Here is a 23,168-nt window from a genome sequence, read left to right as displayed (position 1 = left end):
TGTTCCTTCCGGTGCTGCGCCCTAGGGGCCGGTGATGTAGGTCATCCGTAACTCGGAGCTGTAGGTGCCGCGGTCGTCGGCCAGCCACCATCCGGCCGGGCCGGGCAGCAGCTCGCTCAGCCGCAGCGGCCCGCCGGTCGACGCCCGGACCATGTGCGTCAGGTGTTCGAGGCTCAGCGGCTCGGCGAGGTCCGCGTAGAAGGGCTTGCGCTCGCCGGGCACACGGGCGAAGACCCGGGACGGCAGCCCGTGCGCCGCGCGCAGCCGGTCGGCGGCGAGGACGGCCTCGGACGGGCCTTCGGCGCGCAGCAGGGCGTCGAAGGCGTCCCGGGGGAGTTCCCAGGTCCGGCGCCAGACGACGGCGTCGCCGAGACGCACGCGCGGGTGCCCGCCGGGCAGCCGCAGCGGCGGCAGAACGACCGGTGGCGGGCCGAACAGCCAGCTGGACGCGGCGCGCGGGTCGCGGGGGCGCAGGAACAGCTCTCCGGCCTCGGGGTGGCGCAGCCGCAGCCGCCCGTCCGCGCCGAGGACGACGGACAGGTCGGCGGCGCGCAGCCGGTGGTCGTCCGGCTTGGCCGAGCGGCCGAGCACCTCGATGTCATAGCCGGGAAGGTCCCGCTCGAACGCCTTGCCCTGGGTGCGGCGGTGCACGAGGGCGGCGGGCGGGCGTCCGTCCAGCTCCAGCAGCGCGGACAGCTTCGCGGCGTAGGCGTCGCGGCCGGGGGCGAGCGCGGTCAGGTGGGTCCAGACCTGGACGCCGTGGTGGATCTCCCCGACGATCAGCTCGAAGTCGCCCCGGCGCAGCGCGTCCTCGTCCGGCGCGGACAGGAAGAGGTCGGGGGAGACGCTCAGCCCGGACGGAAGCGGCCGCAGCAGCGGCGCCAGGTCGCCGGCGTCGAGGCCGACGCCGTCCCCGTGGCCGTGGTGCTGGTCGTGGACGAGGCTCGCCAGGCGGTCGAGGAAGCCGGTTACGGCGGGGGCGGTGGACGTGAGCTCGTCCACCTGGACGCGCCGGTCAAGCTCGGCGATGAACGCCAGGAAACCGGCGGGGCCCTTCCCGGACAGCTCGGCGTGCAGCGCGAGGGCCCGTTCGCGGACGGCCTCGGCGACCGTCAGCCCGTAGCTCGCCGACAGCCGTAGCACGGGGTCGAGCCGTTGGGACAGGTCGGCGAGCAGCGGCCCGCCGACGGCCGCGTCCACGATGTCGCCCCGGCAGTCCTCGGTGGCGATCAGCCGGTCGGCGTAGATCGTGCCGGCCGCGCGCCGGGCCTCGACGCCGCCGATCTGGCTGAAGCACCGCTCGGCCTCCTGGAGCGCGTGCGCGCGCTCGCCCGGGGCGGCCTCCGCGAACGCCGTCAGAGCCCGCTCGAACCGCTCGACCTCGGCCATACCCCCGGCAGCCTCCTCGGAAGGGTCGAAGAGCGCCGTGACGGCGTCCTTCAGCCGTCCGAGCGGGTCGTCCACGGCGGTCGGGATCGGCAGGTCGCGCCGGATCACACCCCGCGCGAGCAGCCGCCCCGCCGCGGCGGCCTCCTCCGGGGGCGCCTTCTCCTCGAACCGGGCCAGGGTCAGCCCGGCCTCGCAGGCGCGTAACGCGGCCCCGGACGCGGCGTCCAGGCGGGCGCGGCGGCCGTCGGGCAGGCTGAGCACGCGCCCGTCCTTCGACGCCGAGAAGCCGGGGGCCAGCCGCAGCGGCAGCCGGGCCGCGATCTCCGGGTCGGCGGCGAGCCGCGCCGCCAGCGTCTCGGCCGCCCAGTGCGCCGCGCGCAGCCACCGTCCTTGCAGCGTGCCGGGACGGCGTTCCAGCCTCAGCGGCTCGGGGGAGTCCGGCTCGATCCGGATCGGGTCGACGGGGCCGAAGAAGCTGACGGACTCGTTCTTGGCGCAGAACCGCTGCAGGTACGCGTACAGCAGCCCTTCCTCGCGCCGCGCCTTGGCGTTGCGGGAGGGGGGAGGTGCGCCGGTCGCGCGGTGCAGCACCCGCTCGTACGCGCCGGGGTTGGACAGCAGGACGGCCTCGCGGAACGCCGGACCGGCGGCGGCCTCCCACAGCGACGCGCGGGCGTGTGCGAGGGCGCGACCGGTGGCGTCGTCCAGCTCGGCGCGGCGCGTGGCGAGCGCGGACGCGGCGGCGCGCAGGCGTGCGGCCCAGGAAGCCGTGCCCGGGTCGAGCGCCTCGACGGCCGACAGCGCCTGCTCGGGCGGCACCTCGCCGCGCGCGGCCGCCCTGCGCACCCGGTACAGGGCCTTGAACACCGCGGCCGGAGCCCCCGCGGCCTCCTGCTCGGCCACCGCGCGCGGAAACACGTCGTCGGCGAACTCGGCGCAGAGCCCGGCCACCCCGTTTTCGGCCACCCGATACGGAGCCAGCGCCGCCGCCACCTCGGGCCGGGTGAGCCCTCCGAGCAGCTCGAACGGAAACCCGGTACGTCGCAGCAGCGCCAGCGGCGCGGCCCGCCAGCGGCTCGCCGCCCCCGTCATGAGACCGCGCGTCGGCACGGGACAGGGGCGGTGACCTGGGCGGAGGAAAGGGGCACTGCGAGGGTGGCGATGCGCATCGACGTGCGTCCCTTCCCGAACCGGCACAGGATCGACGCTCAAGGTAATCACCGGAACCGGATCGGCCATCTTCCAGAATGCCGAGTATGCGGCGGACCGGTTCCCGCGGGGCAGGGCCGCCGGCGGGGTGAGGACGGCCCCGGCGGGCGTCCCCGGGAGTAGCCCCTGATCAGATGCCTTCCCACGCGCCGCGCGGCCGTTCACGAGGCGGGCGCGGATTTCTCCCAGCGTGCGCGCGGGGCCCGCGAAGTTCAGCACGTCCGAAGAAGACAACCGGTTTCGTGCTGTTGCAGGATCGGTGCGCGACAGCAGGGCCGAAACCTCTGTGATCACCGGCGCGTGTCCGTCGTGCCTCCCGGTTCGGCGCGGACGTTCCAGGTCGCCGAGTGTACGGCACGGCGGAGACGAGGAAAGCGCGCGTGACACGTTCTCGCGTGTCATCGGGTGCCTTTCGAGAGGAGAACCTGGATGGCCGACGAAGAGATCGTCGCGGAGCCCGCGGCGGAGGAGAACGAGTACGACGACGGCGAGGAGCTCGGCGACCTCGACGACATGGAGTTCCTGCTCGAAGAGATCGAGAACCGCATCGCCCCCCTCGCCTGACGCCCGTCAGCCGGGCGGCAGCGGATTCCCTTAACACAACCAATCCGACGGGATCGATGGGAGCTTGGTGCGAATGGCCGCGAACACACTGGTGGAGTTGCCGCAGGACACGGTAGTGATCCATGCCGATGACCCGTCGTCTCCGCCGGCCGGCCCGGCGCCCGTCGCCGTGGACGTCGGCACCCGGCTTCCCGTCGCGTTCTCGTCCCTGCGGGCCGTGATCGCCGCGCTGGCCGACCTCGTCCCCGAAACGGTGGACGAGGTCGCGCGGCGCCGCAGGCCCGAGTGGAACTGGCTGTTCCCCGGCACCTTCCCGGACGCGCCGCTGCTGGCCGACCTCGCCGGCACCCCGTCCGAGCGGCGCCTGCACGCCGAGTCCGAGCAGGTGTTCCGGGTGCTGGACACCGCCGCGGAGGCGATCGCCGCCGCGCTGGTCGCCACCGGGCGTCCCCTGCTGCTGCGCGGCGTCGGGCACGCCGACATCGTCAGCCTGCGCGCCCTGCCCCGCCTGGTCGAGCGGCTCACGTTGAGCGCGCCGCCCGCCGGGGTGCGGGTGATGCTCGCCGACCTCGCCCCCGACTCGACGCGGCCGTCCGCGCTGGCCGGCGACATCCGCCGCCGCACGCTGGCCGCCGTCCTGGACAGGCTCGGCCTGGACGCGGCCCCCGCCGCCCGTCCGGGCGCCTACACCCCCGGCACGCTCGCCGGGCCCGTCGCACAGGACGTCGCCGAGCACCGCCAGCTCACCGAGGCATTCGAGGCCCCCGACGTCGAGCACGAGCGGGCCGTCGCCGCCGCGCTGCTGGCGATCCGCTCCTGCTTCTTCAACGCCAACTACGAGGGGGGAATCCTCGCCGCCGAGCTGCTTCTGGAGCGGCTCGACGCGGCCCCGGCCCTCGACACCGCGCGGGTCGCCGAGCACTTCGCCGCCATGGACCCCGGCGACGGCACCCCCGCCATCGGCATCTACGCCGAGGTCGCCGAGTCCCCCGCGCACCTGCGCGCGCTCGCGCTGCGCTGCGTCGGCGTCGTCCGCGCGCTCGTCCAGGACCTCGAAGGCGCCCGCGAGGAGTTCGGCCGCGCGCTCGCCGAGGCCCCCGACGCGGTCAGCGAGGCCCGCATCCTGCTGCTGCGCGCGCTGCTCGCCGTCAAGAGGACGGGCACGCTGGAGGAGGGCATCGCCGACATCGAGCACGGCCTCGCCGAGCTGGCCAAGGTGCCCAGCCCGGTCTCGTCCGTGGAGCAGGCCTGGCTGCGCAACGTGCGGGCGCTCGCCCACGTGCGCGCCAAAGAGTACCCGCAGGCCATGCGCGAGGAGAAGCTGGCCGTGGGGCTCATCTCCAAGCTGCACTCCGCCGACGCCACCCACCTCAAGATCAACCTGATCTCCAACATCAGCGTGCTGCAGGAGATGGGCAAGAAGTACGAGCTGGCGTCCGCGACCTGGGACCACTTCGCGAAGATCAGCTCGAACTGGGGCGACAGCTTCTTCAAGCACCACCACTACCGCGCGGCCGGGCTCAGCTACCTGTCCGGGGACGCCGACCACGCGCTCATCGGCTTCCACTCGGTGTACGACCTGGCGTGCAAGCTGGACGACCATTTCCATCAGCAGATCGTCGCCACCGAGGTGGGCGGCATGCTGCTCGGCCAGGGCGAGCTCGACCGCGCCGCCGAGTGGTACGAGCGCGCCGAGGCCGCGGCGGTCGTCATGGGCGACCCGTACTACCTGGCGCTGGCCAAGACGGGACGCGCGCTCGCGGCCGGCGAGGCGCCCGGCGCGGACGTCAAGGAGCTCGCCTCCCGCAGCCTCGCCTTCCGCCCGGAGGCCGCCAAGCTGATCGCCGCGCTGGACGCGGCCGCGGGGGGCGACGACGCCGCCCTGCCGGCCGCTCTGCCCAAGCCCACATCCAAACTGAACCGTCCGTTCCGGCTCATCGCGCTCGACCTGGCCCCGTCGGCATGACCGTGTTCCGGATGCTGGACTCCTTCGTGCTGCGGCGCGCGGGGTTCGCCTTGAGCCTGATCGCCGGCCTCGGCTGCCCCCGCACCGCGGCCGCGCTGCGTGAGGCCCACAAGTGGGACGAATGCGCCGAGGCGGTCCGCTCCGAACTGCTGGGACAGGCGATCCCGGCCGAGGTGACCCGGCTCCGCGAGGCCGGTGACAAGGCGTCTCTGCGCGCCCTGTCCCGGCTGCGGAGCCGGCTCGGCCGGCGTACCCGCGCCGAGCTGCCGGTGGGCGACTGGTCGCCGGCGCTCGCGGCCGCGCACATGGCCTGGACGGCCGCGCTGGACGCCGCCGACCGCGAGACCGCCCTCGCCGGGAAGCTCCTCGGCGAGGAGGAGCCCGAGGCGGCGGCCCGGCTGCTCGCCCTCACCGGACGCGCCGACGTCCGGGAGGCGATCTTCCTCCTCTCGCCCGACTTCCTGGAAACCCTGCTGCGCAGGGACCTGCGCGGAGACGGGAACTCCGACGGCGCCCGCACGGCGCGGGACCGCGCGCTGGAACGCCGCGTCTACGCGTTCCTCCAGCGGCTCGCCGCCAAGAACGAGACCACCAGCTTCTTCGGCCCCATCTGCTTCGGCCGCGTGGACGCCGAGGCGGACGCCGTCGGCCGCGGCCCCGAGACGCCTGCCGGGGTCGTCCACCGGGAGGCGTTCTTCGCGTTCTGGGCGGCCGCGGCCTGGGGCAAGGCGGCCGCGGCCGTCCCCGCCATCCGCCGCCACCTGCCGCCGCGACGCCTGCCCGTCGCGGTGATCGAGGACACGCGGGCGACCATCCCCGGCCGCCCGCCCGTCGAGCTGGACGCCACCGCGGTCGCGCTGCTACGCGCCGCCGACGGCACCCGCGCCCCGGCACAGCTCGCCGCCGAGCTCGGCCTCTCGCCCGAGGAGACCGCGCGCCGGATCGGCGCCCTGGAACGCGCGCTGCTGCTGCGCCGCGACCTCGAACCCAGCTCCACCACCGTCCACCCGCTGCGCGACGTCGTGTCCCGCCTGCCCGACGTGCCCGAGGCGCGGCGCTTCACGTCCGCCGCCGCCGACATGGGCACGCTGCTGGAGCGCTTCGCCGAGGAGACCGCCGTCCCGCGGCGCACCAAGCTCCTCGCCGCCGCCGAGGAGCTGTTCGAGTCCGTCACGGGGGTGCCCGCCCGGCGCAACCAGGGCCGCACCTACGCCGACCGCTTCATCCTGTTCGAGGACTGCCGCGCCGACGACGAGCCGCTGATCTGGCCCGCCGCCGTCGCCCGGCGCGTCGAGAACGCCCTGGACCCGGTGCTGCGGCTCGGCCTCACCGGAGGCCGGATCCAGCGCGACGGGCTGCGCGCCATCGCCGCCGAGGTGCTGGCCGAGGGCGGCGGCTCGATGCCGTTCCTGGACTTCGCCGACGCCCTCGCCGCCCGCCTCAGCCAGGGGGCGTTCGAGCCGGTGCTCGACGTCTGGGGCCGGTGGCGCACCACGCTGCTCGACCGCTTCCTCACCGCCTCCGACGGGCGCGTGGCCCACCTCGCGCCCTACGAGATCGAGGACCTCGCCGACCCGCCCGAGGGCTCCTTCTTCGTCAGCCCGGACGTCATGGTCCAGGGGGACGACGACGCGCCGCTCGTGCTCGGCGAGATCCACCCGTACGTCTTCGCCTGGGGCCTCCAGGGCGTCTTCGCGCCCGACCCCGCCCGGCTCGCCGCCGACATCGCCCCCGTCCTGGACGTGTGGGGCGGGACCGCGCGCGCCGCGACCGTCCTGCACCGCCGCCAGCACAAGGGCCTGGTCGGCGAGGCCTACCCCGGCCGCTTCATCGAGGTCGCCGGGCGCGCGGGCGTCGGCTCCGAGCGGCGGCTGGCCGTGGGCGACCTGCGGGCGGTGCTTCGCGACGGCGAGCCCGAGCTCGTCTCGCCGCACGGGCCGATCTCGCTGTACGTCGGCGAGGACGACCACCCTCACCTGCGCGTCTTCGCCCCCGTCCCGGTGGACTTCCCCCGGCTGCGCACCGGCGGGCACACCCCGCGGCTGGTGCTCGGCGACCTCGTCGTCCAGCGGGAGCGCTGGGACCTGCCCGCCGGGGCGCTGGCCGGGATCATCGCGGCCGAGGGACGGCTGGAGCTGTTCCGCGCGGTCGTCACCGAGCGCGAGCGCCGCGGCTGGCCGAGGCACGTCTTCGCGCTCAGCCCCACCGAGACCAAGCCGGTGTACCTCGACCTCGACGTTCCCCAGGCCCAGGAGCAGCTGCGCCTGCTCGCGGCGGCCGGCCCGCTGGCGGTGTCCGAGATGCTCCCCGGCCCTGGCCGGCTCTGGCTCCACCGCTCGGACGGCCACCACACCAGCGAGTTCCGCGTGGCCCTCGTCGGCCGCGTCCAGGCCCGACCATGACAGACGACCAGACACCCCCGACGTCACCGGACGACCCGCACCCCGGGAGCCGCCCCTCACCCGCACGCCCGGCCACCATGGCGGAGCGCCCGGCCGTGGACGTCGGCGCAGGGCTGGAGAGCGCGGAACCGGACGTCAGCGCCGCAGCGCTGGAGAGCGCGGAATCGGACGAAAGTGGGACGGGGGCGAGCGCGGGACCGGATGTGCCGCGGTCGTGCGCGGGCTCGGACGCCGTCCCGGACGAACAGACCGCCGGTTCTGGCGGCATCGTGACGCCGGCGACGGTGGTCATCGTGCCACCGCTCGGGGACGTCACGCTGGTCCCCGAGTGGACGGCGGGCCCGCACCGCGTGCTCGACCCGGGTCGCCGCTTTGTCGCGCGCGTACTCGCCACGGCCCCTGTCCTGGCGTCCGGCGAGCCCACGAGCACCCCCGACGGCTCCGCCCATGCCGGTCACGTCGAGGGCACCTCCCGCACAGGCGATGGTGGTGGGTCCGCCGGGTCCGCGGGTGACGGCGAGCGCGTCGTGCGGTTGCGGGCCGGGGTGGCGGTGCTGGCCGATCCGGCCGGGCCGATGGCGCGGCTGCGCGCCGCCGCGCTGCTGGTCCCGGCCGTCACCGAGGGGCACCCGGGCTCGGCGGTCGACCTCGTCCTCGACGACCTGGAGCTCCGGGACGGGACCACGGAGGACTCCGCCTCGGCGCTGCGCGCGGCTCTCGGCCCGGCCCCGTACGACGCGGAGCTGGAGGAGACCCTGGCCTCCGTCACCCCCGGCGACGACGTCTGGCTGATCCTCGAACGCGACCAGCAGCTTCCCGCCGTGCTCACCCTCGCCGCCCGCCTCCCCGGCCCGATCCGCGTGACCGGCCGCTACGCCCGCCAGAACTGGCCCGTACTGAGCCGCCTGGAGCCCCTGCGCCACGCCCACCTGGCGAACCCTCCGGCGCCTCTCTACTGGAGGGTCGTCGGCCTGCCGGAGGCCGCCGCCCTGACGGAAACCGGCCTGAGACAAGGAGTGCGGGCGGGCGCCGGGAGTTCCGGGCCGCCACGGACCTCGTCCCAGGCCACAGATTCCCAGGTCGTGGGGTCCCAGCTCACGGGGTCCCAGGTCGCGGAGTTCCGGGCCGAGGAGCCGAGGGTCCGCTGGCGGGAGCGGGCGGGGGATCCCGTGCCGCCGGGGCCATGGGCGGGCCGGGTGAGCCTGCGCGCGGCCGTGGAGGCGCCCGGCGAGCTGATCGCCTCCGGTTGCCTGACGGCCGTGCTCGGACTGTGCGCCGCCGACGAGGAGTTCGTCGGCCGCGGGGGGTCGGTGTGGCCCGCGGAGAAGGCGCGCGCCGCCCTCGGCACCCTGCGCGCGGCCGGGATCACGGTGCTCGCCGAGCTGTGGCTGGGCGCGCCGGGCATCTCGGCGGACCGTTCGCGCGCCGCCGTCGCCGCCCTCGCGGCTCCTGACGCTCCCGTCGACCGCATCGCCGGGCTGCGTCCGTTCGACTGGCCCGCGCACTGGCTCGACCCCCGGTGGGGAGGCACGGGAGTGGACCGGCTTCCGTCCGCCCTCGACCTCGCGCGCCACCGCGCCTTCCGCGCGGACGGCACACTGAGCCGCGAGCAGGTCCAGGATCTGGTGGCCGAGATCGGCCCCGCCCTCGCCCGCGACGGCGTGCTCATCCCGGCCCGCGTGGCGGCGGCGTACCTGGTCGCGGACCCGCCCCTGGAGGCGACCGTGCCCGGTGCGGCGAACGGCACCAACGACGTCGACGTCGTGAGCGCCTCGAATGGAGGCAGCGGCCCTAACGGCACGAACGACGCGGAAGGTGCGCACGGCGTCAATGGCGTCAACGCCGCGACGGCCACGGCGGACCCCGAGGTAGTGACCGCCACGGCTCGCCCCGGGGCCGCGACCGCCCCGGCGGGCACTGAGGTCGTGACCGCCCCGGCGGGCACTGAGGCGCCGGCCGGTACGACGGTCGCGCTCGCGCCGGACACCGTGCTCGTGGCCGGGCCGGTCGAAGGCGGGCAGTGGTACGCGGTCGATCTGCGCGCCGGTCGGATCGTCCGGCTCGACCCGCGCATCGCGAGCCGGCTGCGCGCCGGACGCAGGCCCGTCCCCGAGGCCGAGGCGCTGCCCGGGGTCGCGGCCGCGACCCGCACGCGCGTCCTTGAGGCCCTCGCCGGCAGCGGCCTGCTGGTCCGGCGGTGACGGGGCGATGACCGACCGATGACGATCACCGGCGCCGACCGGGCGCGGGACTCGGAAGGAGCCGAACAGGTGAACCAACCCGGCGGCGCGTCCCCGTGGACGCTCGCGCCCGTCTTCGTGCTCAGGCACGCGGGCCTGCCCTTCGACTGGGTGGAGTCGCTCGGCGCCGCGCCGGCGGTCCTCGCGGCCTGCGAGGAGGTCCTGGACGTCGAGGACGAGCTCGAAGCCCTGCTCGGGGAGGCGGCGGCCGGAGCCGTCGCCACCCTGGCCGCCGGGGGCGCGCCGCCGGTGCCGCAGCGCGCCCGCGAGACCGTCAGGCGCTGGCGCGCCGCGTTCGACCGGCTGGCAGCCGCGCACGGGGCGGACCTGCCCGGCCTGCGCGCCCGGCTGCGCGAGCACGCCGCCACGCCGTCCTACAGGGACGCGGTGTTCACCTCCAATCCCGGCATGTACGAGGGCATGGTGACCGGCTACCTGGCTCTCGGCGAGGTGCCCGACACCGCCAAGCACCGCCGCGTGGAGCGCCAGCTCTACACCTACCTCCAGCGCTTCTGCGGCAAGAACGAGACCGCCAGCGCGTACGGGCCCATGGGGTACGGGCAGGTCACCGAGGGCGACGGCTTCGCCGTCGAGCGGGTGGAGAACCCCGTGCGCCGCGCCTTCCTCGCCCACTGGGCCGTCACCGAGCTCGCCCGCGCGGCGGCCCGCGACAAGGCCCTCGCCCCGCACGTCCCCGTCCGCCTGAGCCTGCTGGCCCGGCGCGCCGGCGACGGCATCGAGGTGGACGGCCGCGACGAGGTCCTGCGCCCCGGCCCCGAGGCGCTGCGGCTGGTGGACCTCCTCCAGGACGGCCCGGCCGGGTTCGCCGGGCTGGCGAAGGCCGCGAAGGTCCCCGCCCGCGCCGTCGTCGAGGCGCTGCGCCCGCTGCTGGCCGCGGGCGCGCTGGTGAGGTCGCTGGACGTGCCCGGCGAGCAGGTGGACCCGCTGCCGGGGCTGCGCGCGTCGCTGTGCGCGCTGCCCGCCTCCGAATCCCGCGACGGATGGCTGCGCCGCCTCGACAGGCTGGCGTCCCTGTGCGGGCGGTTCGCCGCGGCCGGGGGCGACGTCGACGCCCGGCGCGGCGTGCTCGCCGAGCTGGAGTCCGCGTTCACCGAGATCACCGGCGTGCCCGCCCGGCGCGGCGCGGGCGCGGTGTACGCCGACCGGCTGGTGCTGTTCGAGGAGGCCGCGTCCCCGTTCCGGCTCGTGGTCGGACGCGACGCCGCCGCCCGGCTCGAAGCGGCCCTCACCCCGGCGCTGGAGCTGTCCGCCGCCTTCGGCGACCAGGTGCAGCGGGGCCACCGGGCGGAGATGGCGAAGATCGTCGAGGAGGCGGGCGGCGCGCTCGGCTTCGCGGCGTACGCGGCGAAGGCCCGTCCCGAGCACCAGGAAGGCAGCCGGTTCTCACCGGTACGGCCCGTGCTCGTCCCGGCCGGGGACGGCGAGCCCGTGCGGCTCGGCGCGGACGCGCTGGGGGAGGCCGAACCCGGCCCCCGGTACGCGCTGCCCGACGTCTGCCTCGCCATGGCCGGGCCGGAGGAGGCCGCCGACGGGACGTGGCGGGTGCTGCTCGCCCGGGTGCACCACCACCTGCTCCTCAGCAGCTGGCTGGCCACCTTCCACCCCGACGCCGGGGCGTTCGACCGCGCCGCCGCCGACTGGCTGGACCGCGACGGCCGCGACCTGGTCGCCCTCGCCACCAGCCGCCGCAACAAGGGCTTCTACCGGTTCCCCGGCCCCCGGCTCGTCTTCAACGCCGCCGACCCGGACGGGCGCGACGACAACCTGTCCGCCACCGACTGCACGGTCGAGCTGGAGGACGGCAGGCCGGTGCTGCGGGACTCCACCGGACGGGTCCGCGAGCTGTATCCGGTGCTCAACGACCTCACCACCTATCCGCCGTTCGCGGCGCTGTCGCCGCCGTCCGTGCTGCACGCGCCGGTGCGCGGGGCGTACGGGCACCTTGGCCGTGTGACCATCGGTGACGCCTGCTACCAGCGCGAACGCTGGATCCTCGACCCGGCGGCGCTGCCCTCGGGCGGGCGCGGGCCCGCGGCGCTGCTCGCCCTGCGCCGCCTCGCCCGCCGCCACGGGCTGCCCCGGTTCGTGTTCGCGCGGGTCGAGGCCGAGCGCAAGCCCATCCTCGTCGACATGGCCTCACCGTTCGCCGCCGAACTGCTCGGACACCTGCGCGGCGACGACCCCGAGGCCCGCGAGGTGCTGGTGGAGGAGATGTACCCCGGCCCCGGAGAACTGTGGCTCCGCGACGGCTCGGGCCGCTACACCTGCGAACTCCGCATGCAACTGACCCGCTCCACCCCTGCCGGCGCCGCGTCCGTCCAGTCTCCGACTTACGCGGACGCTCGATGAACGGGCCCCCCTCGCTTCAGCCGCCCGCGATCCCGCCCACCCTCGGAGGCGAGACGGCAGGGGTGGTCGGTTCCGGACCTGCTTTTCGCGCAGCTGGCACTGTTGAGACCCCGCCTACTGTCGGAGGCGAGTCGGCAGGGGTGGTCGGTTCCGGTGTGGTGGTGGTCTTCTCGCGGCGGGGGATCTACTGCTCCGGGTGGGTGGGGGGTCGTATCAGGCGCCGGGTCGGTGGGAAGGGGCGGCGGCGGTTTCGGCGCCTTCTTACGGCGAGGCCCCCGGTGCGCGTTCGGAAGCACGGTCTCAGGGACGTGTTCGATCTGGTGGAGGCCGGGTGACCACGTCCATGGATCCGATGGAGACCGTCGACGTGCCCGAGGCGGCCACGGCGTCCTACCCGGGCCGGCCGTTGCCGCAGGTCCGCATCGACGGTGATGTCGCGTTCGGCGACGGACGGCTGCGGTGGGACCTGATCCCCTGGACGCTGTTGCGCACCCCCGGCTTCGGCGTCGAAGGTCTCGCCGGGCTCGCCGCGCCCGAGCTGCTCGACGCCACGGACCAGGCGGCCAGGCTGCGCGACGAGCACGAGACGCTGCGCCGCGAGTTCACGGCTTCGATCTGGCCGACCGTGACGGCCATCGACGGGCCCGCCGGGTTGCGGGCCGTCCGGCGGGCGGTCGCGGCGGGGCGCGTCCTCGGCGACAAGGAACTCGGCGCCTGGACGGCCATCGGCGCGTTCCCCGACTTCCCCGCGCGCTGGAACGCGTTGCTGGACGCCCTCGCCGCCGCCGATCAGCGCGTCGCCGACCTGTACGCGCAGGCCCGGCACCGCGCCGACCTAAGGCTCGCGGCCCTGTTCTCCGACCCCCGCCTGCGACACGCCGTCTTCCTGTCCAGCCAAAGCTTCTTCGAACACGGCCTCCCCCGCGTCACGACCACGGCCGCTCCCGAGCACGGCGGCTCCCGGGACGTTTCCGGGGACGCTCACCGTACAGCGGCGCCGGATTCACCGTCCCCCCTCCTCACCGCCACGGCGCCGAATGGGAGCGCCCCGTCGGCGGCGGTGGGAGGGCGCTCGGAGGGGGAGGTGGAAGGACCTCCGGCGGGGATGGAGCTGGGAGGGCGCTCGACGGGGGTGGCCCTGGGATTCGCCACGCCGGAAGAAGACGGACACGTCGCGGTGGGTCACGATGGACGGGTGGCGGCGACTGGGGACGGACGTGCCGCGGCGGCTGATCACGTGGCGGCGAGGTCGCCGGAGCGTCGGGTGGCGTTCGAGCGGGCCGAGGCGATCGCCAAGGGGCTCGGCGCCGAGGCGCGGCGGGGTGAGGGACGCCATTACATGGACCGCTACGTGCTGCACGAGGAGCGGGCACACCCGCTGAGCGGCCGTACGGTGCTCGGCGGCCCGGCCGTCGCGGGGATGGCGTCCGCGCTGGAGGCGATCCTGCCGCTGTCGTACCTCGCCGCGCTGGTCGCCCGCGAGGACGCCCGGGAGGCCCTGCGCGCGGCCACCGGCGGCCGTCCGATCCCGCTGGCCCGCGCGGGAACGCTGGAGATCCCCCTGGTCACCCGCCGCTCTGACGCCCTGCGCGCCGACCTCGCCGCCCTGGTCGCAAGGCGTATGGCCGCCCACGGCGCCGCCGCCGGCACGGCCTCCGAGGGGGTAGCCGCCCCGACCGCCGCCGATACGGCCTCCGCGGGCATCGCCGCCCCGGCCGGCGCAGGTGCGGCGCTCGGGGGTGTCGCTGCTCTGACCAGTGCCGACATCGCCGCTCTGGTGGCCGCGCACGCCCCCGAGCCACAGGCCGGTGATCACCTGGCGGCCATCGCGGGGCCCGACCTGATGGCGGCGGGGTCGCTGGAAGACGCCACCTGGGTGCTGAGCGAGTTGCACGACGACGGCGGTTACAACGCGGGCGCGGTGACCCGCCTGCATCCGGACGGTGAGACGCTGCGCGCCGACTTCGAGCGCCGTCTGGTCGAGGTGTTCGACCCGGCGGGCATGGCGGCCGTGGTGTCCCGGCGGCGCAACAAGTTCCTGCTGCCGGAGATGCCGGGCGTGGGCGTCGAGGTCGGCGGGTACTCGCTCAAGCCGCGTTCCCGCACGGTGCCGATCGCCGAGGTCACCATCGACGCCGACGGCACGGCCGTGACGGTCGCCGGCCGCAGGCTGCGCCTGTACAGCGGCGAGCTGCCCTCGCAGGTGCACCGGGCGCTGGCGGTCCCCGCGCTGAACCCTGTGACGGTCGAGACCGGCGGCCGTACCCCGAGGATCACCGTGGACGGCGTGGTCGTGCAGCGGGCCCGCTGGCGGCTGAGCACCCCCGGCGACCTGCGAGGACTCGCGGCATGGACGCAGGCCCAGCGGCTCCGGCGCGACGCCGGCCTGCCGCGCCGGGTGTTCGCGCGCCACCCGGCCGAGCCCAAGCCGCTGTTCGTGGACTTCGCCGACGTGCACGCCGTCGCCGACCTGATGCGGCTGCCGGCGGCCGAGGTGATCGTCACCGAGATGCTGCCCGACTACGAAGACCTGTGGTGGAGACCCGACGGCGATCCCGTCTGCGCGGAGCTGCGCACCAGTTGCCTGGTGTGGTGGAGCGCGCGTCCGTCACGCGACCAGGAGGAGCCCCATGAGCACCGACGCCGAAACCGGAGCACGGCCCGAGGAGGCCCCCGTCACCGGCATGGCGCGCTACCTGAGGCTCGCCGCGACCCCCGGTGCCGTGCCGATGTCGCTCGCCGCGCTGGTGGGCCGGCTGCCGAGCGGCATGGCGGGCCTGCTGCTCGTCACCGGCTTCGTCCAGAACAACGGCTCCTACGCCCAGGCGGGCGTGGCGGCCGCCTGTTACGCGGTCGGCGTGGGCGTGTCCGGCCCGCTGCGGGGACGCGCGGTGGACCGGCGGGGCGCCCGCGGCGTGCTGCTGGTCTCGGGCATCGGCCAGGCCGTGGTGTTCCTCGGGTTGCTGGCGGCGCTGTCGGGCGGCGCGCCGACGATCGTGCCGCTGGTGCTGTCCTTCCTGGTGGGCGCGGTGCTGCCGCCGATCGGCCCCATCATGCGCACGATGTGGAGCCGCACGCTGACCGACCCTGGTCTGCGCTCGGCGGCCTTCGCGCTGGAGTCGATCATCGTGGACGCGGTGTTCATCGTCGGCCCGTCGATCGTCGCGCTGCTGCTGGCGGTGGCGAACTCCAGCGTCGCGATCGCGGTCACGGCGGCGTTCACGGCGGTGGGCTGCGTGGCCCTGGCGGGCGCGCCGGCGATCGGCGCCCTGAGGCCGACGGAGGGCGCGGCCCGTGACTGGCGCGGCCCGTTGCGCGCCGCCCCCGTGCGCTGGATGCTGCCGGTCGGGCTGCTGGCCACCGGCAGCATCACCGGCGTCGAGGTCGCCCTGCTGGCCACGGCCGACGCGCAGGGCCACGCGGACGTCGGCGGCCTGCTGATCGCCGCGTTCTCGGTGGGCAGCGTGTTCGGCGGGTTCGCCTACGGCGCGGTGAAGCTGCGCGGCACGAGCGCCCAGCACCTCGGCCTGTTCCTCGCCGTGCTGGCCGCCGGGTACGCGGTGGCGGTCGCCGTCTCGAACCTGTGGGGCCTGGCGCTGGTGTTCGCGGTGGCCGGCGTGGCGCTGGCGCCGATGATCACGGCGCAGTACACGGCGATGGAGGAGGTCGCGCCGGAGGACTCGATGACCGAGTCGTTCGCGTGGCTGAACGCCCTCGGGCAGGGCGGGGGCGCCCTGGCCGCGACGGCCGCGGGGGCGCTGGCCTCCGGCGGCCACCCGGGCGGGGGGTTCCTGGTCGCGGCCGGGATGTCCGTCGTCGCGGCGCTGCTGACGACGGCGTTGCGCCGTCCGGCCGCCCCCGCGCCCCAGGCCGCGGCCTAGAGATCTCGTTCCGGTCTCGTCCTGATTCGTCCGCCGGTCGGTTCGGCCGGTGGCCCGTGCGGCCAAGGCACGGCTCGGTAGCGTGGCCTGGTCCGTGCGCGGGCCGCGGGTCCCGTGTGATCGTTTGTTAGGTGGGGAGAAAGATGACGGCGACCGCAGAGTCGGCGGATACATTGCCACATGACCCGATCTGCCCCCTGATGGGGGTCGAGGAGGAGTACTTCGTCGTCGATCCGGCGACGCGCGAGGTGGCGCCGCGCGGGGCGGAGGTGGTCCGGCGCGCGGCGGACCGGCTGCACGACCGGGTCGGCCTGGAGATCACCATGTACCAGGTCGAGGCCAAGACGCCGCCCTGCGCCCGGCTGCCCGAGCTGGAGCACGAGCTGCGCCGCATGCGCGCCGAGGTCGCCGACGCGGCCCGCGCGGAGGGCCTGGCGCCGGTCGCGACGGGCACCCCCGTGCTCGGCGACTACGTGCCGCCGCTCATCCACGACGACCCGCGGTACGCGGTGGGCATCGGCAACTACCGGTCGCTGCACGACGAGCAGGCCATCTGCGCGGCCCACGTCCACGTCCACCTGCCCGACCGCGAGCGCGCCGTGCTGGTGAGCAACCACCTGCGGCCGTGGCTGCCCGTGCTCATCGCCCTGATGGCCAACTCGCCCTACTGGCAGGGCCGCGACACCGAGTACGCCTCGTGGCGCACCCTGAGCTGGGGCAAGTGGCCGGTGGCCGGACCGCCGCCGTACTTCTCCTCGCTCGCCGAGTACGAGGAGCTCGCCGCCGCGCTCGGCGAGTCGGGCGCGCTGGTCGACCCGGGGACGATCTTCTGGGACGTGCGGCCCTCGGCGCGCCTGCCCACGCTGGAGGTGCGGGTGACCGACGTCGCCGGCACGGCGGAGGAGTCCGCGCTGCTGGCGGCGATCGTCCGCGCGCTCGTCGTGGTCTCGCTGGAGCGGGTCGAGCGGGGCGACCCGGGCCCGCGCCTGTCGGGCGAGCGGCTGCGCGTCGCGTACTGGCGCGCCGCCCGCGACGGCCTGGCCGGGCACGGCATCGACCCGCTGACCGGCCGCCTGCGCCCCGCGGAGGACCTGGTCGACACGCTGCTCGCGCACATCAGGCCGTCACTCGTCCGCACCGGCGACCTGTCCGTGGTGAGCCGGCGGCTGGAGCGGCTGCTCGCGGGCGGCACCGGCGCGGCCCGTCAGCGCGCCGCCCACGCCGTGCACGGGCGTCCGTCCGACGTGGTGGACCATCTGATCGCCCACTTCACCGGCCCTGGCGAATCCGAAAGGCCCGCCTGACGAAGCCCGAGGACGGCGGACGCCGAGGCCGGTCACCAAGGCGCGCCCGGGTGACCGGCCTCGGCGACCGTCAGGAGTGGCCGGCCGGGAGCCGGTCGTCGCCGGGCCGCAGTTGTTCCCCCAGGAACCGGCACAGCGGCTCCACGTGCCGGACGGGGTCGAGCCAGCGCGCCTGCAGGTCCTCCAGCAGGTGTCGCTCGGCGACCTGCTCGCCGTTGCGCCACACCCGGATCACCGGGTGCAGGAACGCGCTCTCCTCCGCCCGGTCCGGGGTCGGGTGCCGCTCGATCGCGAACACGTCGCCGTAGTCCTGGCGGCCCCACCGCAGGGTGACGGTGAACATGAGCGCCTCGCCGGCGAAGCGCTCGGCCGCGTAGTCCTCCGGCAGGTCCTCGTACCGCTGGAAGTTCCCGGACGCCTTCTCCAGCACGTACGCGTCGGCGAGGTACTCGAACTGCGTCCACAGCGCCGAGCTGTGGTTCGCCCGCTCCAGCATGGTGGCGGCCAGCGCGTCGGGGTTGGCCGGGACGACGTGCCGGGCGAGCGGGGCGTCCTCGTAGCGCTCGGCGAGCAGGGCGGCCAGCGTGCGCAGGTTGTAGCGGAACCCGTCGATGAACGCCGAGGACGCCTTCTTGAAGTCGCGGGCCTGCATCAGCGTGCCGGCGAAGTACAGCCCGTCGACGTTGGCCGACTGGAAGTCCGGGCGGATCGCGGGGATGCGGCCGCCGGGGGCCCGCTCGGGCGCGCAGGACTCGTCGAAGATGCCGCCGTCCATGGTGAAGCCGGTGCAGCGGATCACCGCGTCGTACTCCAGCAGCGCCTGCTCGCCCTGGGCGAGGGTGTAGGTGATGGACGTCTTGAAGACGTCGCCCTCCCGCCAGATGCGGTCGATCTGGCACTCCAGCACGGCGTGCAGGGTCTTGAACCAGTAGCTGTCCAGCAGGGACCCGTACTGGCCGCGCACGTGGCCCGGGTGCTTGCTCGTCCACGCCAGCTTGACGGGGCTCGGGCTCGCCATGTGGATGATCGCGGCGTGCGGCAGCAGGGCCTGGGCCGTCTCGAACGCCGAGTTGCCCTTGCCGATGATCAGCACCCGCTTGCCCGTGAACTCCTCGCCCGAGGTGGTCACGTCCTCGTAGCCGGACGCCAGCTCGATGCCTGGGATGTCCGGGATGTGCGGCCCGCCCCAGCCGGTCGCCACGATGAGGCACTCGGCGCGGAACACCTCGTCCCCCGAGTGGACGACGAAGCGCCCGTCCACCTTCTCCACGCGGTCGACGGCGGTGGAGTAGCGCACGTTGAGGGCGTGCTCGCGCTGGAAATCGGCCAGGTAGCGCAGCAGGTCGTCGGCGGCGGGGAAGTACTCGCGCGAGTAGTTGGGGAACAGCAGGCCGGGGGAGTCGTTGAGCAGGGAGTTCCAGTCCCAGCGCAGCAGGATCTCCGGGTCCTTCTCGGTCGTGTTGACCTTGTTGAGCGAGATCAGCCGGCGATGGCGGGGGAAACGCCGGAAGAAGCCCCCCGGGGCGTCCTCGCGTTCGAGGGTGAGATAGTCGGCGCCTGCGCGGTCGAGGAAGTAACTGAGCTGCAGTCCGGCGGGGCCGGCTCCGATGATGAGGTAGCGGTGCGTGTGCTCGCGTGAATCCGTCGCCGGGCTGTTCTCGGGCATGAACGGTCCTCCTGCGGGGGGACGTGGACGCCGCGCTCGCGGCATGGGCATGCCCCGCCGGTGGCCGGCACCGGGGGCGGGGCGGTCGTCGCGTGCCGGGGCGCACCGGCGAGCTCCACGTCACGGGCCGCCGCGTCCGCGACCCGGCGTCCTCGGTGCCGTTGCCTGCGCGGGGCGACGGCGCGACGGCAGGTCATCGCGGCGCGCTCGGCGGCGTTCGGCCTGCGGCGCGGCCCCGTTGCCACCGCCGTGGGCGCGAACACGATCGAATTCTAGGTCGGCGCCATTCCACCCGAGTGGTGATCAGTCGCAAGATACCGGCTCGATAGGGGTGCCCCCTAGCAGGGACGATCCGGTCGGATCCCGGCCACGCCCACGGGTCACCCCTACTGCGAATCGGCCAGCAGGGCGAGATAGCCGTCCGCGGCGATGCGCTCGGCGCGCGAGGCGTAGGACGCGGGGTCGTCGGGCGCGAACGTCGCCAGTCCGTCGACGTAGCGGTTGTACATGCAGAACGCCGCCGCGATCAGGACGGCGTCGTGGATCTCCCGGTCGGTCGCGCCGGTCGCGCGGGCGGCGGCGACGTCGTCCTCGGTGACCCGCCTGCCGCTCTGCTGGACGTGACCCGCGATGCCGAGCAGAGCGCGGAGCTTGTCGGACACGGGAGCGGCGCCGAGGTCGTCGCGGACCCGCTCGACCAGGTCCATGCCTTCGGGCAGCTGCGCCGCGGCGTAGGCGGCGTGGGCGGAGTAGCAGTACTTGCACTCGTTGAGCGCCGAGACGTACGCGGCGATCAGCTCGCGCTCGCCCCGGGTGAGGGTGCTGTCGTCGCGCAGCAGCACTTCCACCAGCTCGTTCAGGGGACGTGCCGTCTCCGGACGGAAGCGGAACAGCCCGCGGATCCCCGGCTCGTCGGAATCGAGGGTGATGTGGGGCATGACGCTCCTTACCGTGCCGTGCCTTGCCGGGTGGAGGCGGACTCCGCCTCGCGGCCCCCTGACGAAAACGCATCTCCGACGCGCTCATGTTCGCCAGTGGACGACGACGTGTCAATGGCCGGGATTTTCGGTGTGGGATGTCTGAAATAGGGGTTAATCGGCTCCTCCGTTAGGCCCCCATGGCGGGTTGGTAAGTCTGTCGTAACTCCCTTTTGTCCTGTGCGATCTTCTCGCGTAGCTTCGCCGTCGCGCCCTCGGAAAGATCCGCACCGTCATGACGAGGCCGTCATGTCCGCACAACCTGACATCACCGCCATGGCCGGCTACGAGGCCATCACCAAGGGGGACCTCGACCAGGTCCGCGACCTGCTCGCGGACGACGTGGTCTTCCACGTGCCCGGCCAGGGCAAGCCGGCGGGAGAGTACCGCGGCAAGGCCGACGTGGTCGGCTATCTCACGCGGCTGATCGACATCACGGGCAGCAGCATGCGGTACGAGCCGGACATGTTCCTCACCGCCGAGGACCGCGTCGCGGTGATGCTGCGCATCACGGGAGAGCGCGGGGGGAAGGCGCCCGACGAGCGCGGCGTGCACGTGTTCCGCGTCGTCGACGGGAAGATCGCGGAGCGCTGGAGCTTCCCGCAGGACTCCTACGTCATCGACGAGTTCTTCAGCTGAGCCGCGTGCCCGCGCGGCCGGCGATCCCGTGCCGGGGCCGACGGCGTCCCCGCGTCGTGGCGGGATGACCGCGCCGCCGGGCCCCGTCCCCTGAAGGTTCCATGAGGGTCACCCGGCCCGTCGCGCGGAAACACGCGGGCCGGGTTCCCGATCAATGCGGTGAATCCATCAATGCGGTGAATCTATTGACACGCGGCCTTTCCGGCCGTGGAACTCCGGGCGCCACCGGCTCCCGATCAGGACGCCAGGCGCTCCGGCGTGCCGTTCACCGCGACGTATCCGTCGCTCATTTCCGCCCGCGCCATATAAACGGCGGGGTCCTCCGGCGTGAACGTCGCGAGCCCGTCGACGTACCGGTTGTACATGCAGAACGCCGCCGCGATGAGGACGGTGTCGTGGACCTCCACGTCCGTCGCCCCCGCCGCCCTCGCCGCGTCCACCTGCTCGGAGGTGACCTGTCGCGCGTCCTCCTGGACCGTTCCGGCGATGCGCAGGAGCGCCCGGAGTTTCTCCGGGACCGGGGCCGTGTCCAGGTCCTCGCAGACCTGTTCCACCAGCGACATCCCCTCGGGCGCGCGGACCGCCGCGAACGCCGCGTGGGTGTAGAAGCAGAACCGGCACTTGTTGCGCGCGGACACGTACGCCGCGATCAGCTCGCGCTCGCCGCGCGTGAGCGTGCTCTCCCCGCACAGCAGCACCTCCGACAAGAGGATCAGCGGGTGCGCCGTTTCCGGGCGGTACCGGAAAAGCGCGCGAATCCCGGGTTCGTTGCTGTCAAGGGGAATGTGCGGCCCCGAGGTCCTGCGTTCGCCGAGCGGCACCGCCGGGAGGCGTTGCGGCAACTTCAGGTGGGTCTTCACGTCCTTGGTCTCGGGCGTCGCCGAGGCGGTCGCTTCCGGCCGCTCCGGGTATGTCACCGAGTTCGTCATGTCGAAACCCTTCTCGTCTTCTCACCGTGTCGGCGCATTTGCAACTCTGCGTCGCCGGGAAGCGGGAAAACGAGGTTCCGCGGGCTCATGAAGCTGCGGGGCGATGCCCGCTAGCTGCCACGTCAGAGCCTTGACCGGAGTTTCACCGCGGCCCTGACAGGGCTGCGCAAGCGAGAAGATGCCGACGGCGGCCGGCGCCGGAGACGATCGGGAGAGACATCGATCGGGGGTATGCCATGGCGAGCGACTCGAAGCTCGAAGTCGTCCGCGGCAACCCGTCTCCGGAGGAGCTCGCGGCGTTAATCGTAGCGCTTGTCGTGCGCGCCGGCCAGGAGGTCCCAGCGGATCCGCCGCCCGCGACCTCGGAGTGGACGGAGCGCACGCGCACCGGGCGGCCGGGCCAGGAGGCCGGCGGCAGCGCCTGGCGTCTCAGCGGCTGGGCCCGTTAGCGGCCCCCGTATATTCCCCTGCCCCGTTCCGGGCATCGCTCCCGCACGTTATTACGGATCACCACATAGCACCCGCAATACGGGAGATGTATCTCTCCTAGAGCTTATATGACCATGAAATGGTCCAGCTGATGTGAGTAACCGTCATCGGCTGACGGTGAAACGTGAGGAGCATTATGCCTACCCTGTTCGGTTCGCTGCGCAGACTCTTGTTGACGCCGTCGCTGGCCGAGGTGACTTTCGGCGAGCGCGGCTTTCCCGTGACCCCCACGGATGCCACACGGCGGCTGGAGGCCATTCCACAGTCGGTGATCTGTGGTTTCGAGTGGGGAATCGACGCGCGTGACCAGTGGGAGGTCGAGCGCCGCCTCAGCCTGGTGGACCCGGAGTACCGGGGGTTCGCCTACGAGGGCGCGACGATGGCCTTCACGGTCGTGGACGCGATGGGGGGCGGTCGCGGTCACCGCACCCGTGACCTTTTGATGGGCCCCGGGCAGCCGCATATTTTCCTCACCTATATCGGCATCGGTTTCGCCATGGCCCGCCTGCCGAGGCCGCTGTGGAAGAAGGTCATGCCCGACCTGACCGGCTCGGCGTACTACCCGACGATGAGCTGGCTCGCCGTCGACGGGTACGGGTTCGACCGCGCCTACTTCGAGACCAGGCGCTGGGTGGACGAGCAGCGGGTGCCGGTCGCGTACCCCTGGGAGGGCTCGCCGGACTACTTCCTGCGCGCGGTGGACCAGGGGATCGGCCGGGCGCTGTGGTTCATCCACGGCGGCCAGGCAGCCGACGTCGCCGCCCACGTGCGCGCGTTCGCCTCGCACCGGCAGGCCGACCTGTGGAGCGGCGTCGGGCTCGCCGCCACCTTCGCCGGCGGCGCCGAGGCCGAGGTCCTCGCCGTCCTGCGCGCCGAGGCGGGCGAGTATCGCCCCGAGCTGGCCCAGGGCGTCGTCTTCGCGGCCAAGGCCCGCGACTTCGCGGGATTCGTACCACCCCACACCGAACTGGCCACCTCGGTCCTCGCCGGGCTCACCGTCGGCGGCGCCGTCGCGCTCGCGGACGACGCGGCCGTGAGCGCCCCGTCCTCGGACGTCCCGGCATATGAATTGTGGCGGCGCGGCGTGCGCGCGCGTTTCGCTTCCACGGACGCCGCCGTCGCGGGCTGATTCCTCCCTTCCCG

General features: G+C 74.2%; 17 protein-coding genes. 10 read left to right on the top strand and 7 right to left on the bottom strand.

Annotated elements, in window-relative coordinates:
* Positions 1–21: 21 nt before the first annotated feature.
* Complete coding sequence (locus DQ384_RS31470; protein ID WP_114032515.1) at positions 22–2,481, bottom strand: lantibiotic dehydratase family protein; 2,460 nt, start codon at positions 2,479–2,481, stop codon at positions 22–24.
* Positions 2,482–3,027: 546 nt separating this feature from the next.
* Between DQ384_RS31470 and DQ384_RS40585 the strand changes: the two genes are divergently transcribed.
* From DQ384_RS40585 to DQ384_RS31450, 5 genes are all read left to right on the top strand, one after another.
* A complete protein-coding gene (locus DQ384_RS40585) occupies positions 3,028–3,162 on the top strand; it encodes an ammosamide/lymphostin RiPP family protein (protein ID WP_147268962.1) in 135 nt (44 codons plus the stop codon).
* Positions 3,163–3,235: 73 nt separating this feature from the next.
* Positions 3,236–5,128 (top strand): hypothetical protein, encoded by a 1,893-nt coding sequence (locus DQ384_RS31465; RefSeq protein WP_114032514.1) that lies wholly within the window; start codon positions 3,236–3,238, stop codon positions 5,126–5,128.
* Positions 5,125–7,530, top strand: a complete 2,406-nt coding sequence (locus DQ384_RS31460; protein WP_114032513.1) for a lantibiotic dehydratase — start codon at positions 5,125–5,127, stop codon at positions 7,528–7,530. Before DQ384_RS31465 ends, DQ384_RS31460 begins: the two co-directional genes overlap by 4 nt.
* 77 nt (positions 7,531–7,607) lie before the next feature.
* On the top strand, positions 7,608–9,731 hold the full coding sequence (locus DQ384_RS31455; RefSeq protein WP_147268961.1) for a hypothetical protein: 2,124 nt from the start codon (positions 7,608–7,610) through the stop codon (positions 9,729–9,731).
* A gap of 69 nt (positions 9,732–9,800) precedes the next feature.
* Positions 9,801–12,140: a lantibiotic dehydratase gene (locus DQ384_RS31450; protein WP_147268960.1), complete on the top strand. Its 2,340-nt coding sequence runs from the start codon at positions 9,801–9,803 to the stop codon at positions 12,138–12,140.
* 390 nt (positions 12,141–12,530) lie between these two features.
* Here DQ384_RS31450 and DQ384_RS41700 read toward each other — a convergent pair whose 3' ends face one another.
* The 3 genes from DQ384_RS41700 to DQ384_RS41690 all read right to left on the bottom strand — a co-directional run bounded on the left by DQ384_RS41700 (position 12,531) and on the right by DQ384_RS41690 (position 14,645).
* On the bottom strand, positions 12,531–12,866 hold the full coding sequence (locus DQ384_RS41700) for a hypothetical protein (protein WP_114032510.1): 336 nt from the start codon (positions 12,864–12,866) through the stop codon (positions 12,531–12,533).
* A 621-nt stretch (positions 12,867–13,487) separates the two neighbouring features.
* Entirely contained in the window at positions 13,488–13,709 is a 222-nt protein-coding gene (locus DQ384_RS41695) for a hypothetical protein (RefSeq protein WP_181871532.1), read from the bottom strand.
* Positions 13,710–14,045: 336 nt separating this feature from the next.
* Positions 14,046–14,645 carry a hypothetical protein gene (locus DQ384_RS41690; protein WP_181871531.1) on the bottom strand — a complete coding sequence of 200 codons (600 nt, stop codon included), beginning with the start codon at positions 14,643–14,645 and terminating at the stop codon, positions 14,046–14,048.
* 125 nt (positions 14,646–14,770) lie between these two features.
* Between DQ384_RS41690 and DQ384_RS31425 the strand changes: the two genes are divergently transcribed.
* Together DQ384_RS31425 and DQ384_RS31420 are read left to right on the top strand one after the other, a co-directional pair.
* Positions 14,771–16,021 carry an MFS transporter gene (locus DQ384_RS31425; protein WP_114032507.1) on the top strand — a complete coding sequence of 417 codons (1,251 nt, stop codon included), beginning with the start codon at positions 14,771–14,773 and terminating at the stop codon, positions 16,019–16,021.
* 143 nt (positions 16,022–16,164) lie between these two features.
* Positions 16,165–17,325 (top strand): carboxylate-amine ligase, encoded by a 1,161-nt coding sequence (locus DQ384_RS31420; RefSeq protein ID WP_114032506.1) that lies wholly within the window; start codon positions 16,165–16,167, stop codon positions 17,323–17,325.
* Between the two features lie 70 nt (positions 17,326–17,395).
* On the opposite strand, the gene DQ384_RS31415 is transcribed toward DQ384_RS31420, so the two are convergent.
* Positions 17,396–18,991: an NAD(P)-binding domain-containing protein gene (locus DQ384_RS31415; protein WP_114032505.1), complete on the bottom strand. Its 1,596-nt coding sequence runs from the start codon at positions 18,989–18,991 to the stop codon at positions 17,396–17,398.
* Positions 18,992–19,377: 386 nt separating this feature from the next.
* Positions 19,378–19,929 (bottom strand): carboxymuconolactone decarboxylase family protein, encoded by a 552-nt coding sequence (locus DQ384_RS31410; protein WP_114032504.1) that lies wholly within the window; start codon positions 19,927–19,929, stop codon positions 19,378–19,380.
* Positions 19,930–20,217: 288 nt separating this feature from the next.
* On the opposite strand from DQ384_RS31410, the gene DQ384_RS31405 reads away from it, so the two are divergent.
* Positions 20,218–20,607 (top strand): nuclear transport factor 2 family protein, encoded by a 390-nt coding sequence (locus tag DQ384_RS31405; protein ID WP_114032503.1) that lies wholly within the window; start codon positions 20,218–20,220, stop codon positions 20,605–20,607.
* Positions 20,608–20,843: 236 nt separating this feature from the next.
* Here the strand turns inward: DQ384_RS31405 and DQ384_RS31400 are convergent, their stop codons facing one another.
* Complete coding sequence (locus DQ384_RS31400; protein ID WP_245966910.1) at positions 20,844–21,536, bottom strand: carboxymuconolactone decarboxylase family protein; 693 nt, start codon at positions 21,534–21,536, stop codon at positions 20,844–20,846.
* A 236-nt stretch (positions 21,537–21,772) separates the two neighbouring features.
* Between DQ384_RS31400 and DQ384_RS31395 the strand changes: the two genes are divergently transcribed.
* Positions 21,773–21,985, top strand: coding sequence for an acyl-CoA carboxylase subunit epsilon (locus tag DQ384_RS31395; RefSeq protein WP_114032502.1), 213 nt, complete (start codon positions 21,773–21,775; stop codon positions 21,983–21,985).
* Between the two features lie 176 nt (positions 21,986–22,161).
* The gene (locus DQ384_RS31390; protein ID WP_114032501.1) at positions 22,162–23,154 is read left to right on the top strand and encodes a DUF1702 family protein; all 993 of its coding nucleotides are present in this window, start codon (positions 22,162–22,164) and stop codon (positions 23,152–23,154) included.
* The last annotated feature ends 14 nt before the right edge of the window (positions 23,155–23,168 follow it).

The sequence above is a fragment of the Sphaerisporangium album genome (assembly GCF_003323745.1).
Lineage (GTDB): Bacteria > Actinomycetota > Actinomycetes > Streptosporangiales > Streptosporangiaceae > Sphaerisporangium > Sphaerisporangium album.
The sequence above is the reverse complement of the archived record's forward strand: the minus strand, read 5'-3'. Positions and strand labels throughout refer to the sequence as shown.